The organism is Mycobacterium sp. 20KCMC460, assembly GCF_022179425.1.
GTDB classification, from domain to species: Bacteria; Actinomycetota; Actinomycetes; order Mycobacteriales; family Mycobacteriaceae; genus Mycobacterium; species Mycobacterium kiyosense.
Genome location: NZ_AP025524.1, coordinates 4,107,441 through 4,120,869, shown reverse-complemented (window position 1 = coordinate 4,120,869; position 13,429 = coordinate 4,107,441). Strand labels below are relative to the sequence as shown.

Annotated in this window: 8 protein-coding genes; 3 read left to right on the top strand and 5 right to left on the bottom strand. The window is 67.0% G+C overall.

Annotated features, from left to right (window positions below; all coding sequences use genetic code 11):
- Window positions 1-20: 20 nt before the first annotated feature.
- Window positions 21-1,409, top strand: coding sequence for a rhodanese-like domain-containing protein (locus MKCMC460_RS19110; protein WP_236982273.1), 1,389 nt, complete (start codon window positions 21-23; stop codon window positions 1,407-1,409).
- Here MKCMC460_RS19110 and MKCMC460_RS19105 read toward each other — a convergent pair.
- From MKCMC460_RS19105 to MKCMC460_RS19095, 3 genes are all read right to left on the bottom strand, one after another.
- The gene (locus tag MKCMC460_RS19105; protein WP_236982274.1) at window positions 1,400-3,046 is read right to left on the bottom strand and encodes an NAD-dependent malic enzyme; all 1,647 of its coding nucleotides are present in this window, start codon (window positions 3,044-3,046) and stop codon (window positions 1,400-1,402) included. The genes MKCMC460_RS19110 and MKCMC460_RS19105 overlap by 10 nt on opposite strands.
- An 89-nt stretch (window positions 3,047-3,135) precedes the next feature.
- Window positions 3,136-3,441, bottom strand: a complete 306-nt coding sequence (locus MKCMC460_RS19100) for a hypothetical protein (protein ID WP_236982276.1) — start codon at window positions 3,439-3,441, stop codon at window positions 3,136-3,138.
- 112 nt (window positions 3,442-3,553) lie between these two features.
- Window positions 3,554-7,441: a bifunctional nitrate reductase/sulfite reductase flavoprotein subunit alpha gene (locus tag MKCMC460_RS19095; RefSeq protein WP_238304699.1), complete on the bottom strand. Its 3,888-nt coding sequence runs from the start codon at window positions 7,439-7,441 to the stop codon at window positions 3,554-3,556.
- Between the two features lie 361 nt (window positions 7,442-7,802).
- Here MKCMC460_RS19095 and MKCMC460_RS19090 point away from each other — a divergent pair, with 361 nt between their 5' ends.
- Window positions 7,803-8,294 carry an LppP/LprE family lipoprotein gene (locus tag MKCMC460_RS19090; RefSeq protein ID WP_370652893.1) on the top strand — a complete coding sequence of 164 codons (492 nt, stop codon included), beginning with the start codon at window positions 7,803-7,805 and terminating at the stop codon, window positions 8,292-8,294.
- Between the two features lie 49 nt (window positions 8,295-8,343).
- On the opposite strand, the gene MKCMC460_RS19085 is transcribed toward MKCMC460_RS19090, so the two are convergent.
- The gene (locus MKCMC460_RS19085) at window positions 8,344-10,281 is read right to left on the bottom strand and encodes an acyl-CoA dehydrogenase (protein WP_236982278.1); all 1,938 of its coding nucleotides are present in this window, start codon (window positions 10,279-10,281) and stop codon (window positions 8,344-8,346) included.
- A 104-nt stretch (window positions 10,282-10,385) separates the two neighbouring features.
- On the opposite strand from MKCMC460_RS19085, the gene MKCMC460_RS19080 reads away from it, so the two are divergent.
- A complete protein-coding gene (locus tag MKCMC460_RS19080) occupies window positions 10,386-10,952 on the top strand; it encodes an isoprenylcysteine carboxylmethyltransferase family protein (RefSeq protein WP_236982280.1) in 567 nt (188 codons plus the stop codon).
- Here the strand turns inward: MKCMC460_RS19080 and MKCMC460_RS19075 are convergent.
- Window positions 10,943-13,408 carry an ATP-binding cassette domain-containing protein gene (locus tag MKCMC460_RS19075; protein WP_238304697.1) on the bottom strand — a complete coding sequence of 822 codons (2,466 nt, stop codon included), beginning with the start codon at window positions 13,406-13,408 and terminating at the stop codon, window positions 10,943-10,945. The genes MKCMC460_RS19080 and MKCMC460_RS19075 overlap by 10 nt on opposite strands.
- Window positions 13,409-13,429 lie beyond the last annotated feature (21 nt).

Genomic DNA, 13,429 nt, shown 5'->3' with positions numbered 1-13,429 from the left:
GCGCAGGGAGTAAAGACCGGATGATCTTCACACAGCACTACCTGGACTGCCTTTCTCAAGCCTCGTATTTCATCGGGGACGAGACCACGGGCCGTGCCGTGGTCGTCGATCCGCGCCGTGACGTCGAGCCCTACCTCGAGCAGGCGGCCGAACACGGTCTGTGGATCGAGCGGGTCATCGAGACCCACATCCACGCCGACTTCCTGAGCGGTCACCTGGAACTGGCGGCCGCGACCGGCGCGGTGATCTCCTACGGGAAGGACGCGAACGTCGAATTCGCGATCGATCCGCTGCACGACCGGCAGCGGATCTGTCTGGGGCAGGTCACTTTCGAGATCCTGTCGACCCCCGGCCACACGCCGGAGTCCATCTCCGTCGTGGTGTACGAGCACCCGGACGACGAGATTCCCTACGGTGTGCTGACCGGCGACGCATTGTTCGTCGGCGATGTGGGCCGCCCGGATCTGCTCTCCCAGGAAGGAATCTGCGCCGACGATCTCGCTCGAACCCTCTTCCGGACGCTGCACGACAAACTGCTCAAGCTGCCCGACGCCACCAGGGTGTTCCCGGCGCACGGGGCCGGGTCGACCTGCGGCAAGCAGTTGTCCAGCGAAACCAGTTCCACCATCGGCGAGCAGCGCGAGACCAACTACGCCGCCCAGATCTCCGACGTCGACGAGTTCGTCGCCTCGCTGACGTCGGACCAGGCGGTGCAGCCGCGGTACTTCGAATACGACTCGCACCGCAATCGGCAGCGGCGTCCACTGTTGAACCAAGATCCGCCAAGCCCATTGGACCCCGGCGCGGTGGTCAGGCTCGCCGCCGGGGGCGCCGGCCTGCTCGACGGCCGCGAGCCGGAGAAGTTTGCGGCGGGTCATTTTCGTGGCGCCGTGAACGTCAGCCTGCAGGGGCGTTTCGCCGAGTGGGCCGGCGGGGTCTTGGACCTCGATCGGGACATCGTTCTGGTGGGCGATCCCACGCAGGCGCGGGAGAGCAGAATCCGCCTCGCTCGGGTGGGCTTGGACCGGGTGATCGGCCAATTGCACGACTTGGATGCCGTGCTGCGGGAACAGCCTGAGCTCGTCGAGCGAACCACCCGCTACACCACCGATGAACTCCGCCGATCTACCGGCTGGCTACAGATCATCGATGTGCGCGGAAAAGCCGAAGTGGCGGACGGGATGATTCCCGGCGCCCGGCACATCCCGCTGCCCGCTCTGGCCGAGTCGCGGGACGAACTCGACAAGTCAGCGCCGGTGGTCACCTATTGCGCGAGCGGGACGCGCTCCATGATCGCGGCCAGCCTGTTGCAGGCGTCGGGTTTCGTTGAGGTGGCGGACCTGGTCGGTGGGTTCGGTGCCTGGCAGGCGGCCGGTTTGCCGGTGGCCGGTGCCGCGGATCAGTCGTAGACCGGAGCCCACATGCTGTCGCGAATCGCTTGGCGCACATCCTGGTAGGTCTTGGTTGCCACCCCGTCGTCGACGGCGGCCTGGTAGACCGCCTCGGCCACCTGCGCTGAGATGTCCCGCAAATTCCGTACGTCGGGCAGCAGCGAATCACCGGGTGCGATCGGATTCGCTTGGTGGGCAACGGCTTTCGCCGAAGCATGCAGCATCGGCTGAGTGATCCGCCGGGCCCCGGCGACGATGGTGCCCAGTCCGATACCCGGGAAGACCAGCACATTGTTGGCCTGCCCGATGGTGTAGGTGGTCCCTTGGTACTCGACGGGTGCCATCGGACTTCCGGTCGCCACCAACGCCTTGCCCGCCGACCACTGCACCAGGTCTGCGGGCATGGCCTCCATCCGCGACGTCGGGTTGGACAGCGGGAAGATCATCGGCCGCTCACACGATTTGGTCATCGCCGCTATGACTGCGCGGTTGAACGCTCCGGACACCGCCGAACAGCCGAGCAGGACGGTGGGTGCGGCCAGTTCGATCGTCTCGACCAGTCCTACTCGCTGGTCGGCGCCCACGCCGAGGCGGGCGCGGTTCTTGGCGTACGGCACCTGAAAGTCCCGCAGGTCGTCCATGTCGTCGAACAGCAGCCCCTGCCGATCGATGGGCCAGATCTGTGCGGTGGCCTGCTCGGCGGTAGCGCCGTCGGCGATCATCGCGTCCCGAATCTGGTCGGCCACACCCAGACCCGCGGTTCCGGCGCCGAACACCACGATCCGTTGCTCGCGCAGCGGAATCCCGGTGATCTTCGACCCGCCGTAGACGGCCGCCAGCACTACCGCGCCGGTGCCCTGCATGTCGTCGTTGAACACGCAGTAATCGGCGCCGTAGGTGGCCAGGATCTTGCGCGCGTTGGCCGGCCCGAAATCCTCGAAATGCAGTATCGCCCTGGGGAACATGCGGTGGGCCGTCTCGACGTAGCCCCGGATGAAGTCGAAGTACTCGTCGCCGCGCCGGCGGGCGTGCCGGTTGCCCAGGTAGAACGGGTCGTGCAGCAGCTGTTCGTTGTCGGTACCGACGTCCAGTGACACCGCCAGTGTCCGGCGGGGGTCCACGCCGCCGCCGGCGGTGTAGAGCGCCAGCTTGCCGACCGCGATCTGGATGCCGCCGACACCCCAGTCGCCGATGCCCAGGATCGCCTCGGCATCGGTGCACACGATCAGGTCGATGTCGTCGGGGCCCTGCCCGAGTGTCTCGAACGCTGGGGCGATGTCGTCGGGTTCGTCGATGCTCAGAAACAGGCCGCGCTGCCCGCGGTATTCGTCGGAGAACCGCTGGATCGCTTCGCCCACGGTTGGCGTGTAGACCACCGGCATCAGCTCTGGCAGATGGTCGGTCAGCACTTTGAAGTACAGCAGTTCGTGGCGGTAGTGCAACTGCTCGAGCAGCAGGTTGCGGCCCAGATCGGTGGCCATGCTCTGCAGTTGGTGCCACACCCGGTCGGCCTGCTGGTCCAGGGTGAGCACCGCCGACGGCAGCCGGCCGGTGAGCCCCAGCCGACGGCGCTCTTCATGGGTGAATCCCACCCCGCGGTTCAGGCTCGGTGTGGACAAGGCGGCCGGGAATCGTGGCACGCAGGCATCGCTCATGGGCAAGCTCCGTCCGTGACTGGGCGTAACCACGTCACGGTATCGCCCATCGGGCGCGATCAGCCCATCAGATGCCCGGAAACGGTTGGTCAGAGACCAGAGACCGACTTGTCTACGTCGGGGTTGGAGTGGCCGTATTCGGTGGCATCACAGACGCACAATTGCGAGACATCGTTGGTCCAGCGCCGTAATGCGGTTTCGCGCCTGCGCTTGAGATACTGCGCGTACACCTTGTCGCGCTGATTCTGCGAGAAGGCCAGGTCGAGGTTCACCGGCAAGCCGGCCCAGGAGACCTGGTCGGCGGTAGTGCTGTCGTTGCCCTGGCGCGATCGGCAGTGCAGCGGACAAGCGGGCTTCTGCGCGGTCCCGTTAGAACCGTCCTGATTGCGACCCACGAAAAACGCCCCTTCCGGCGAGTGCGTATTCCATTGGGTGCATCGTGCGACTGCCATGTTTCAGCAGACGTCGCTCGACGTTTCCGCCGTATTACAGATCCCGGTCAGGCTGTCAGTAGACGTCGCGGTGGTAGCGCTTGTCGGCGCGCAGGCTCCGGACGAAGTCGCCGGCCGCCTCGGGGCCGAGATTGCCGTGCTCGGCGGCGATGTCGCGGATCGCCTGCTCGACATCCTTGGCCATCGGGTTCGCGCTGCCGCAAACGTACAGGTGAGCGCCGTCCTGCAGCCACCGCCACAGGTGCGCGCCGCGGTTGCGCATCAGGTGCTGCACATAGATCTTGTCCCGCTGATCCCGGGAAAACGCCAGATCCAGTTCGGTGAGCAGGCCGTCGGCGTGCATCGCCTGAATTTCTTCGCGGTAGTAGAAATCGGTGGCGGCGTGCTGCTCGCCGAAGAACAGCCAGTTGGGCCCGGTGTGGCCGAGCGCACGTCGTTCCTGCAGGAAACCCCGAAACGGTGCGATCCCGGTACCCGGGCCGATCATGATCATCGCTGTCTGCGGATCACTGGGGGGCCGGAAGTTCTTCGAGGTCCGCACGTAGACGGCGATGCGGTCGCTGGGGGAGCGGTCGGCGAGGTAGGTCGAACACACGCCGCGCCGCGCGACCCCGCGGAAGTTGTACCGCACCGGCGAGACGGTGAGGTGCACTTCGCCGGGGTGTTGCTTGGGGCTGGACGAAATTGAATAGAGCCGTGGCTGAAGCGGTTTGAGGATGGCCAGCCATTCGTCGGCCGACGCGGCGACGGGCGCCTCGGCGAGCAGGTCCACCGATTGGCGTCCCCACGACCAATCCGCCAGCCGCGCTTTGTTTTCCGGCTTCATCAGCTCGTCGAGTTGGTCTGCGGCATCCGCGTCGACAGTCCGTTCGCGGACGAACCGCAGCAGATCGGGGCTGATGTGGGCGATCTCGAACCGGTCGGTGAGCGCGTTGCGCAACGACATGGACCCGTGGCCGGCGACGTGCACTTCGGTGTCGCCGTCCAACCTGTTCACGGTCAGCCATTCGTCGACGAACTCGTCGTTGTTGTGCGGCCAGACGCCGAGCGCGTCACCGGCTTCGTATCTGACCGATTCCTCGGGAAGGTCGAACACCAACTGCCGCACGTCTTTTGCTGATTGGGGACGGCTCAGGGTGGTGTTGCGGATCACGTCGGTCACCAGCGGGCGCTGCTTGGAATACTGCGGGGTCTCGCCGACGGCCGGGCTCGGCGACGTCCCGACGGCCGGCGGCGCGGCGGCCGTCTCGGTGGGCATCGAGGTCAGCTTTTCTCGCACGTCCTCGAGCCAATGGGTGGCGGCTTGCTCGTAGTCGGGCTCGCAGTCTACGCGGGCTGCGATGCGGGTCGCGCCGAGTTCGGCGAGGCGGGCATCGAGTTTTCGCCCGTATCCACAGAAGTCGTCGTAGTTGGAGTCGCCGAGCGCCAACACGGCGTACCGGGTTGCGGTCAGGCGCGGCGCGTCGGCCGCCGACAGCGCGCGCCACAGTCCGACGCCGTTGTCCGGGGGGTCGCCGTCACCGGTGGTGCTGGTGATCAGCAGCAGTTCCGGTGTGTCCGGCAGCCGACCCACCGGGAATTCGTCCATGGCGTGCAGGGTGACCGGCACGGCGGCGTCCCGCAGCCGCGCGGCGACGTCGGCGGCGAGGTCCTCGGCGTTGCCGGTCTGGGACGCCCACAACACCACGGTCGAGGCCCGTTGCTGTTCCTGGGGTGAGTCGGTCGCCGCAGGCCGGGGTGCCGGTCGCTGCGCCGCGGCTTCGACCTTGGTCAGCGTGACCGCGCAGGCCTTGTATTCCGGCTGACGGGACACCGGATCGACGGCATCGTTGGTGACGGCGTTGATCGAAAGGTATTCGCCGAAGACGTCATTCCAGTGGAACGGCGCAAAGCAGTTTCCGGGGCGCACGCGATCGGTGCAGACGGCGGGCAGCACGGCGCGACCGCGACGGGAGGCGACTTCCACCTGGTCTCCGTCGCAGATCTGCAGGCGGGCCGCGTCTTCCGGATGGATTTCGACGAACGGGCCCGGGTTGAGTTTGTTCAGTCTGGCGACCTTGCCCGTCTTGGTCATGGTGTGCCACTGGTGCGGCAGTCGCCCGGTATTCAGCAGCAACGGGTAGTCGGCGTCGGGCATCTCCTCGGGCAGCAGGTGCGGACGGGCGTAGAACACCGCGCGACCGTCCGGCGTCGGGAACGCCAGTCGCGGTGCGTGACCGTCGTCGCGGAGGTGCCGGTTCTGGCTGATGCCGTCGTTGAGGTAGCGGATCGGGTTTCTGTCGGTCTCCGCATCGGGTGGGCAGGGCCATTGCACCGGCGTGCGGCGCAGCCTTTGGTAACTGACGCCGCGAATGTCGTAGCCGGTCTGCGGATTCCAGAATGCCTTGATCTCTTCGAACACCTGCTCGGCGCAGGAGTACCCGAAGGCGTCGGAATAACCCATTGCGCAGGCGATTCGGTCGATGATCCGCCAATCGGGCAGTGCCTGTCCGGGCGGGTCGACCGCCTGCTCGAACAGGGTCAGGTTGCGTTCGGAATTGACCATCACCCCTTCGGATTCGGTCCACAACGCGGCCGGCAGCACCACGTCGGCGTACTCGTTGGTCTCGGTCCGCAGAAACGCGTCCTGGGTGATCACCAGTTCGGCCTTGTCCAGGCCGGCCAGCACCGTCTTGCGGTTGGCAACGGTGGCAACGGGATTGGTGCAGATGATCCAGCATGCCTTGATCTGGCCGTCGGCCATGCGGGAGAACATGTCGACGACGCCGGCGCCGACGTCGGTGCGCAGCGACCCGCGTGGGATGCCCCACCGATCCTCGGTGAATTCGCGGTCTTCGGCGCTGGTGATCGTGCGCTGACCGGGCAGACCCGGTCCCATGTAACCCATTTCGCGCCCGCCCATCGCGTTGGGTTGCCCGGTCAGCGAGAAGGGGCCGCTGCCGGTCCTGCAGATCGCGCCGGTGGCCAGGTGCAGATTGCAGACCGCGTTGGTGTTCCAGGTGCCGTGGGTGCTCTGGTTGAGTCCCATGGTCCAGCAGGTCATCCAGTTGGCGGCCGCACCGATCCAGCGTGCCGCGGTGCGGATGTCCTCGGCCGGGATGGCGGTGATCTCGCTGACTCTGTCGACGGTGAACTGTTCGAGAAAACTCGGCATGGTCTCCCAGCCGGTGGTGAACTCGGAGATGAATTCATGGTCTATGTCCCCGTTTTGGACGATCAGCTGCAGCAGTCCGTTCAGCAGCGCAAGATCGGTGCCGGGGGCGATCTGCAGGAACAGGTCGGCCTTGGCGGCGGTTGCGGTGCGCCGCGGGTCGACGACGATCAGCTTGGCGCCGGCCTTGACCCGTTCCATCATGCGCAGGTACAGAATCGGGTGGCAGTCGGCCATGTTGGCGCCGATGACGAAGAAGACGTCGGCGAGGTCGAAATCCTGGTAGCTGCCCGGGGGGCCGTCGGCGCCCAGCGAGAGTTTGTAGCCGGAACTCGCGCCCGCCATGCACAGCCGCGAGTTCGACTCGATCTGGTTGGTGCCGATGAATCCTTTGGTCAGCTTGTTGGCCAGATACTGCGCCTCCAGCGAGAGCTGCCCTGACACGTACAGGGCCACGGCGTCCGGGCCGTGCTCGTCGATGACGTCTCGTAACCGTTGGGCGGCGTGAGTTATCGCCGCGTCGGTGTCCACGCGTTCCAGCGGTTGGCCGCGCTCGGCTCGCAGGTAGCCCGACTCCGCGCGACCGGATGCGTTTAGGACGTCGGCGGTGGTCGCGCCCTTGGTGCACAACCGGCCGTGATTTGCCGGATGGTCTTCGCGGCCAACCGTTTTCGTGATGGTTCGAGTATGATTCGAAGCGCTTTGCGGGCCCGTTGTGACCTGCAGCACCAGTCCGCATCCGACGCCGCAGTAGGCGCAGACGGTGTTGACGGCGCCGGTGCTGTCCGTCACTACTGCCCCCTGCTCACGCCGGATGTCCTTTTCGGTCGCTCGGCTGTATCGCGGGCAATGCTGCGCCGACGATGTTTCGGCTCACCGCGCACGAGGTTTCATCCGCTTTACGGTCTGCTCCCAGCGCAGGTGCTACGGCTGTGCGGGGCCGGAAACCGGCGGGCAACAGCGCGGTTCCCGCCACTCGGGCGCGATGGTCGCTGCCTGCGTTGCCAGCACTGCCGAACCTACCCGCGGTTCGGCCCCTGCAAAGCTCCCACCTGCGGTTTCAGCGAAACCTGACGGACATTCACAGGCCCCATCCAGGCGGGCTGTCGCCCACCGGCACGGCCGTCGTGACGCGCTTCGCTAAGCTCGCGACGTGCGTCGTCGGTTCGTCACGGTGTGGGTGATCCTGGGTTTGGTGGTCGCCGGTTGCGGCGACAAGCCGCGGGCTGCTGCGCCGGCCAAGCCGGACACCTGCAAGGAGTCTGACGGCCCGACCGCTGAGACGGTGCGCGGGGCGATCGCCGCCGTCCCGGTCGAGGTGCCTGGGTCGAGTTGGGTGGAGATCGCGCGCGGCCACACGCGCAAGTGCCGACTGTATTGGGTGCAGATCATCCCCACCATCGCCGCCGAATCGACGCCGCAGCAGCTGTCGTTCTTCGACCACGACCGACCGCTGGGTTCGCCGACCCCGAACCCGAAGCCCTACATCTCGGTGCTGGCTCCCGCCGACGACACCGTCACCGTCCAATACCGTTGGCGCGTCGGCAATGACGAGGAATGCTGCCCGAGTGGTAGCGGCACCGTGAAGTTCCAGATCGGGCCAGACGGCAACCTCAAGGCACTGGGGCCGATCCCGCACCAGTAGCCCCGCAGCGCCGATCACGTTGGGGGACAGGCGAATAGGGCGCGGAAACTCAGTCGGGCAGGTTCTCCGGATGCAGCATCTCGGCGTAACGCAGCGGCTCCGGGATGCCGAACCCGTCGACCAGGGTCTTGGCGTGCGGGCGTAGCACCCGGCAGCGGTCGTTGATGCCGCGGGTGACGGCCTTGGCCCGTTCGGTCGACAGGTACGTGTGCTCGATGAACCAGGCTTTGTCTTCCTCGATCACCGACAACGCGTACAAGTCGCACACCACTTCGAGCAGTTCGCGGGCGTCTTCATCGGGGCAGGCGTCGATGCCTGCGACGAAAGCTTCCAGCACCACCCGGTCGATGTGCGCCTGCGCGGCGTGCAGCACGTGATCCTGCACCGCGTTGAACGCGTCGAACTCCGACATCTCCTTGGACTTGCCCTGCAGTCGCCGCGCCACCGAGGACAGCAGATAGTCCTCACGATCCTCGAACATCTTGACCTGAGTACCGCGGTTGAACAGGCTGCCTTCCTCTTCACTGTCCTGGCGTGCGTCGATGATCCGCTGCATGATCGCCTCGGCCGCAGTGCGTTTCATGACCCGGTCGCCGACGGTGTTGGCCGCGAACCGGACCCATTCCACCGGGCTCATGCTCTTGATGTCGTCGGCGTAGGCGGTGAGCAACTCCTTGGCCACCAGCTGGGTCAGGACGTGGTTGTCTCCCTCGAAAGTGGTGAACACATCGGTGTCGGCGCGCAGCGCGATCAGCCGGTTGTCGGCCATGTAACCCGCGCCGCCACACGCTTCACGAGCCTCCTGGATAGCCCGCGAGGCATGCCAGGTGTTGGCCGCCTTGAGGCCCGCCGCACGCGCCTCCAGCTCACGTTGTTCGTCGGCGTCCACGACGTCGGAGGTTTGCAGGTCATGGCATTTGGAGACCAGTTCGTTCTGCGCGAACTGCAGCGCATAGGAGCGCGCGATCAATGGAAACAGCCGGCGCTGGTGCACCAGGTAGTCCATGATCAGCACTTCGCCGGCGCCGTCGGGCGCCTCGAACTGCCTGCGCTGCAACGCATATCGCGTGGCGATGTCCAACGCGACGCGGGCCGCGTTGCCGGCGCTGCCGCCGACCGTCACTCGGCCGCGGATCAGCGTGCCGATCATCGTGAAAAATCGCCGGTTGGGGTTTTCGATCGGCGAGCTGTAGGTACCGTCCTCGGCGACGTCGCCGTACTTGTTCAGCAGGTTCACCCGCGGAACCCGGACGTGGTCGAACATGATGCGTCCGTTGTCGACGCCGGGCAGGCCACCTTTGTAGTGGCAGTCCGACGTGGTCACCCCCGGCAGGTCGTTGCCGTCGGCGTCGCGGATCGGCACCAGCAGGCAGTGCACCCCGTGGTTGACCGGCTCGCCGTCCTGGTGGGTGATCAACTGCGCGAAAACCGCTGCGATGGTGGCGGTTTCGGCGGCCCCGCCGATGTAGTCCTTGCGTGCGGTCGGGGTTTCGGAGTGCACCACGAACTCTTGGGTCTCGACGTCATAGGTTGCCGTCGTCTCGAGTGACTGAACGTCGCTGCCGTGCCCGGTCTCGGTCATGGCGAAACAGCCCAGCAGGTCGAGGGTGATGATGTCCTGGATGTAGCGGCCGTGTCGTTCGGTACCCAGATTTTCGACGGCGCCGCCGAACAGTCCCCACTGCACGCCGGCCTTGACCATCAGCGACAGATCCGACATCGCCAGCATCTCGATCATGGTGACCGCCGCGCCGACGTCGCCGGTGCCGCCGTGCTCCTTACGGAAGCCTTCGTCGGAGATGCCCGCCGCTGCCATCAGCTGCATCTGTTCGGCCACCTTCGCGCGGGCGATCACCGTGTTGGGCGTGTAGTGCGGGCGGAACGCCTCACCGCTGAGGGTTTTCCGCGTCTGGTTCTTCACGTCCCGCCAACGCCCGTCCAACGCGTCGCGCAGATGCTCGGCAGTGCTTTTGTTCTGTGGCGCCATTCTCCGACGGTAACCCGTTACGCGCGCCGCCGAAACAAAGTGGGTCCATCGACTCGGCTGTGTCGTGGAATCATTGGGGCAGCACGGCGACGGAGAGAGCAGCAATGCCGCAATACCTGGCCGCACTCATGGTGGTGCTTTTGATCGGCACCGTGGTGGGCAGAGTCCTGGTGCTCAAACGAACCGGAACCCGGGCAATGCATTTCGGGAAACTCGACAACAGTGACTTCGCGATCCCGCCGGTCGCGCTGTTCTACTTCTATACGATCTTCGCCGCGGCATTCGGCTGGCCGATGGTCAGCCGGCAGAGGTTCTTCCACTCCACCGTTGTCGCCTGGGTCGGCGTGGCGCTGTGTGCGGTCGGCATCGCGGTGCTGGCGATCAGCCTGGTGTCGTTCGGCCGAAGCTTCCGGGTGGGCATCGACGTCGACAAGCCCGGACGGCTAGTCACCACGGGCGTCTTCGCGGTTAGCCGCAATCCGATCTATGTGGGCTTCTTTGTGTTCCTGCTCGGCCAGCTCCTGGTGTTCCCCAACTGGGTTCCGCTGTTTTACCTGGCCGCCGGCACCTGGTTGTTCCACCGGCAGGTGTTGCGCGAAGAGGCGTTCCTGCGCCGGCACTACCGCCGGGAGTTCGAGGAGTACTGCAAACGGGTCCGGCGTTACGTCTGAGTCGCAATCCGCGGCCGCAACCGGTACCCGGTGAATCCGGCCCACGCCGCGGTCAACCCGGCCAGGATGAGCATGTCGAACACCCACCAGCCCGAGTAGTGGGTCCACAGCGCGTTCTGCTCGGCCAACCTGTCCACCCGGCGCAGGTCGACGGTGGACGCTGCGGCCGCGAACCCCCACTGCGCCGGGATGAACCAGGAGATCTGGTCGTACCCCCAGGTGCCGACCAGTGACACCAGCCCCCCGGCGAACAGCAGCGACGCGAGCAGAGCGGGCACTAGTAGCGGCAGGACTTCGGTCAGCGACCTGCCGAGCGAGGACAGCGCCAACCCCACGATCGCCGAGGCGACGGCCGTCGCGGCCACGCTGACGTACAGCTCGACATCGGCGTTGCCGAGTAGCACGGCACCATGCCGGGGGCCGCCCTTGCCGGCGATGACGATGGTGGTGACGATCGCGGCCTGCGCGGCCGCGATGACGGCGAACACGGCGATCTTGGCCAGCAGGTACGCGGTGGCCGACAGCCCGAGTTGCTGTTCGCGGCGGAAAACGCGACGTTCGCCGACCAGGGCGCCGACGGATGCCGTCGTCCCCAGCAGGACCGCGGCGAAGTTGAGCGCGGCCAGGATCTCGATGGCTTCGTGGGTGTTGGTCGACGACGGTGCCGCCCGGCCGAATCCGGCATGGCCCGGGATCAGCAACGTCAAGGCGCCCAGCGCGAACGGCAGCACCACCAGCACGAGGAGGTGTAAAGGGCTGGTCAGCAGCATGCGGAGCTGGCGGCGGGCCACCATCTGGAACTGCTGCCCGGAAGTGCGGGTCGGGGGGGTCCGCTGCACGGCCGTGACCGACGGCGGCGTCGGCGACACCGAGGCCTGCTGGCGGGCCAGGAACGCGTGATGGGCGCCGTGCGGGTCGTTGCCGACACGCGCGAATATCTCGCGCCAGTCGGTGGTGCCCAGTGCCGACTCGGTGTCCGAGGGGGGCCCGGCGAACGCCAGCCGCCCGGCGGGGGTGAGCACCAGCACCTGGTCGCACATGTTGAGGTGGGGCAGCGATGCGGGTGAGGTCACGGCCATCACGACCACGCAGCCGAGGTCGGCCTGGCGCCGCAGCAGCCGGATCACGTGACTTTCCTGCCGCGGGTCCAATCCCGCGCCGGGTTCGTCGACCACGAGCAGCGACGGCCGGGCCAGTAGTTCGGATGCCAGCGCGACGCATCGACGCAGGTCGGGCGGCAGCTTGGACACCTTGGTCTTGCGGTGCGCGGTCAGCTCGAGCTCGTCGAGGATCTGGTCGAGGGTGCGTTCGCGATGCTCGGCGGACGTGTTGGCCGGCAGCCTCAGCTCCGCCGAGTATCGCAGGGCGTGTGCCACGGTGAGGTTCGGGTGCACACGGTTGTCGCGGGGAACCGACCCGATCCGGAACCGGATGTCCTCGGGCTGGGCGTACACGTCGTGGCCGTCGACGCTCAACACGCCGGTGCTGGGGGCGCGGGTTCCGGAGAGCAGGCTTGTCAGCGCGAAGTTGTGCGCCCCCGACGGGCCGGCGACGGCGATCAGCGCTCCCGGGCGGCTGGTGAACGACACGTCCGCGAGCACGTCGCGGCCGTCGACGGTGAGGCCGAGCCGGTAGGCGGCCACGCCGATGGTCCGGGCATCCGGTTGCAGTGGCAGGCGGTTGGTTTGTGGTGGGAGTTCGTCGGGTCCGGTGTCGGCGGGTCGCGGTGAGCGCATCCCCTCGGCCACCCGCGCCAGCAGGCCCTTGGGCTGCGGATCCGTCGCGGCCGGCCGCGATGCTGCAGGTGCGGGGGGCGGCGGGGCCGGCGGGGGTGGTGAGGCGGGCGGCGCGGTTGGCTGCGTGGAGATGTACCGGAACGGCCTGGTGGGCCGCTCCAGGGGGGACGGCTCCACCGGGAATTGTTCGAGCGGGATCGCGGGGATATGAGCCGTCTCCGGTTCTACCGTGATGCGGCTGGTGGCCGGCTCGTCGGTAACCGGCGGCTGCGCCGGAATGCGCGTCGTCTCCGGCTCCGCAGGTAGGGCCACCGGCTGTGCCGGGATGCGTGTGGTCTGCGGATCCGACGCCGAGTGCTCCGGCCCCCTGGCGGGCTGTTGCGGCAAGGGCCGGCGTCCCAGCGGATCGGTGGCGGACGGGGGCTGGTCGTCGGCAGCGGACACCTCGAAGGTCAACCGTGGCCCCCGCGCAGGGTCCCCGATCACGATCGAAAGGCCGTCCCGGATGTCGACCGTCGTCATCCGGGCGCCATCCACGAACAAGCCGTGCTGGCTCTGGTCGACGGCCAGCCAGTGGGTGCCGGCGAAGCGCAACACCAAATCGGGAATCGGCTGTGACGCGCCATCGGCCCCGGGGAGCCCATCTCGGTCCAGCCGGATATCGCAATGCCCGCCGTGGCCCACGATCACGTCGCGGCCCGGCGTGAAGAAGTACCGCAACGATCCGACCCAAACGGTCAG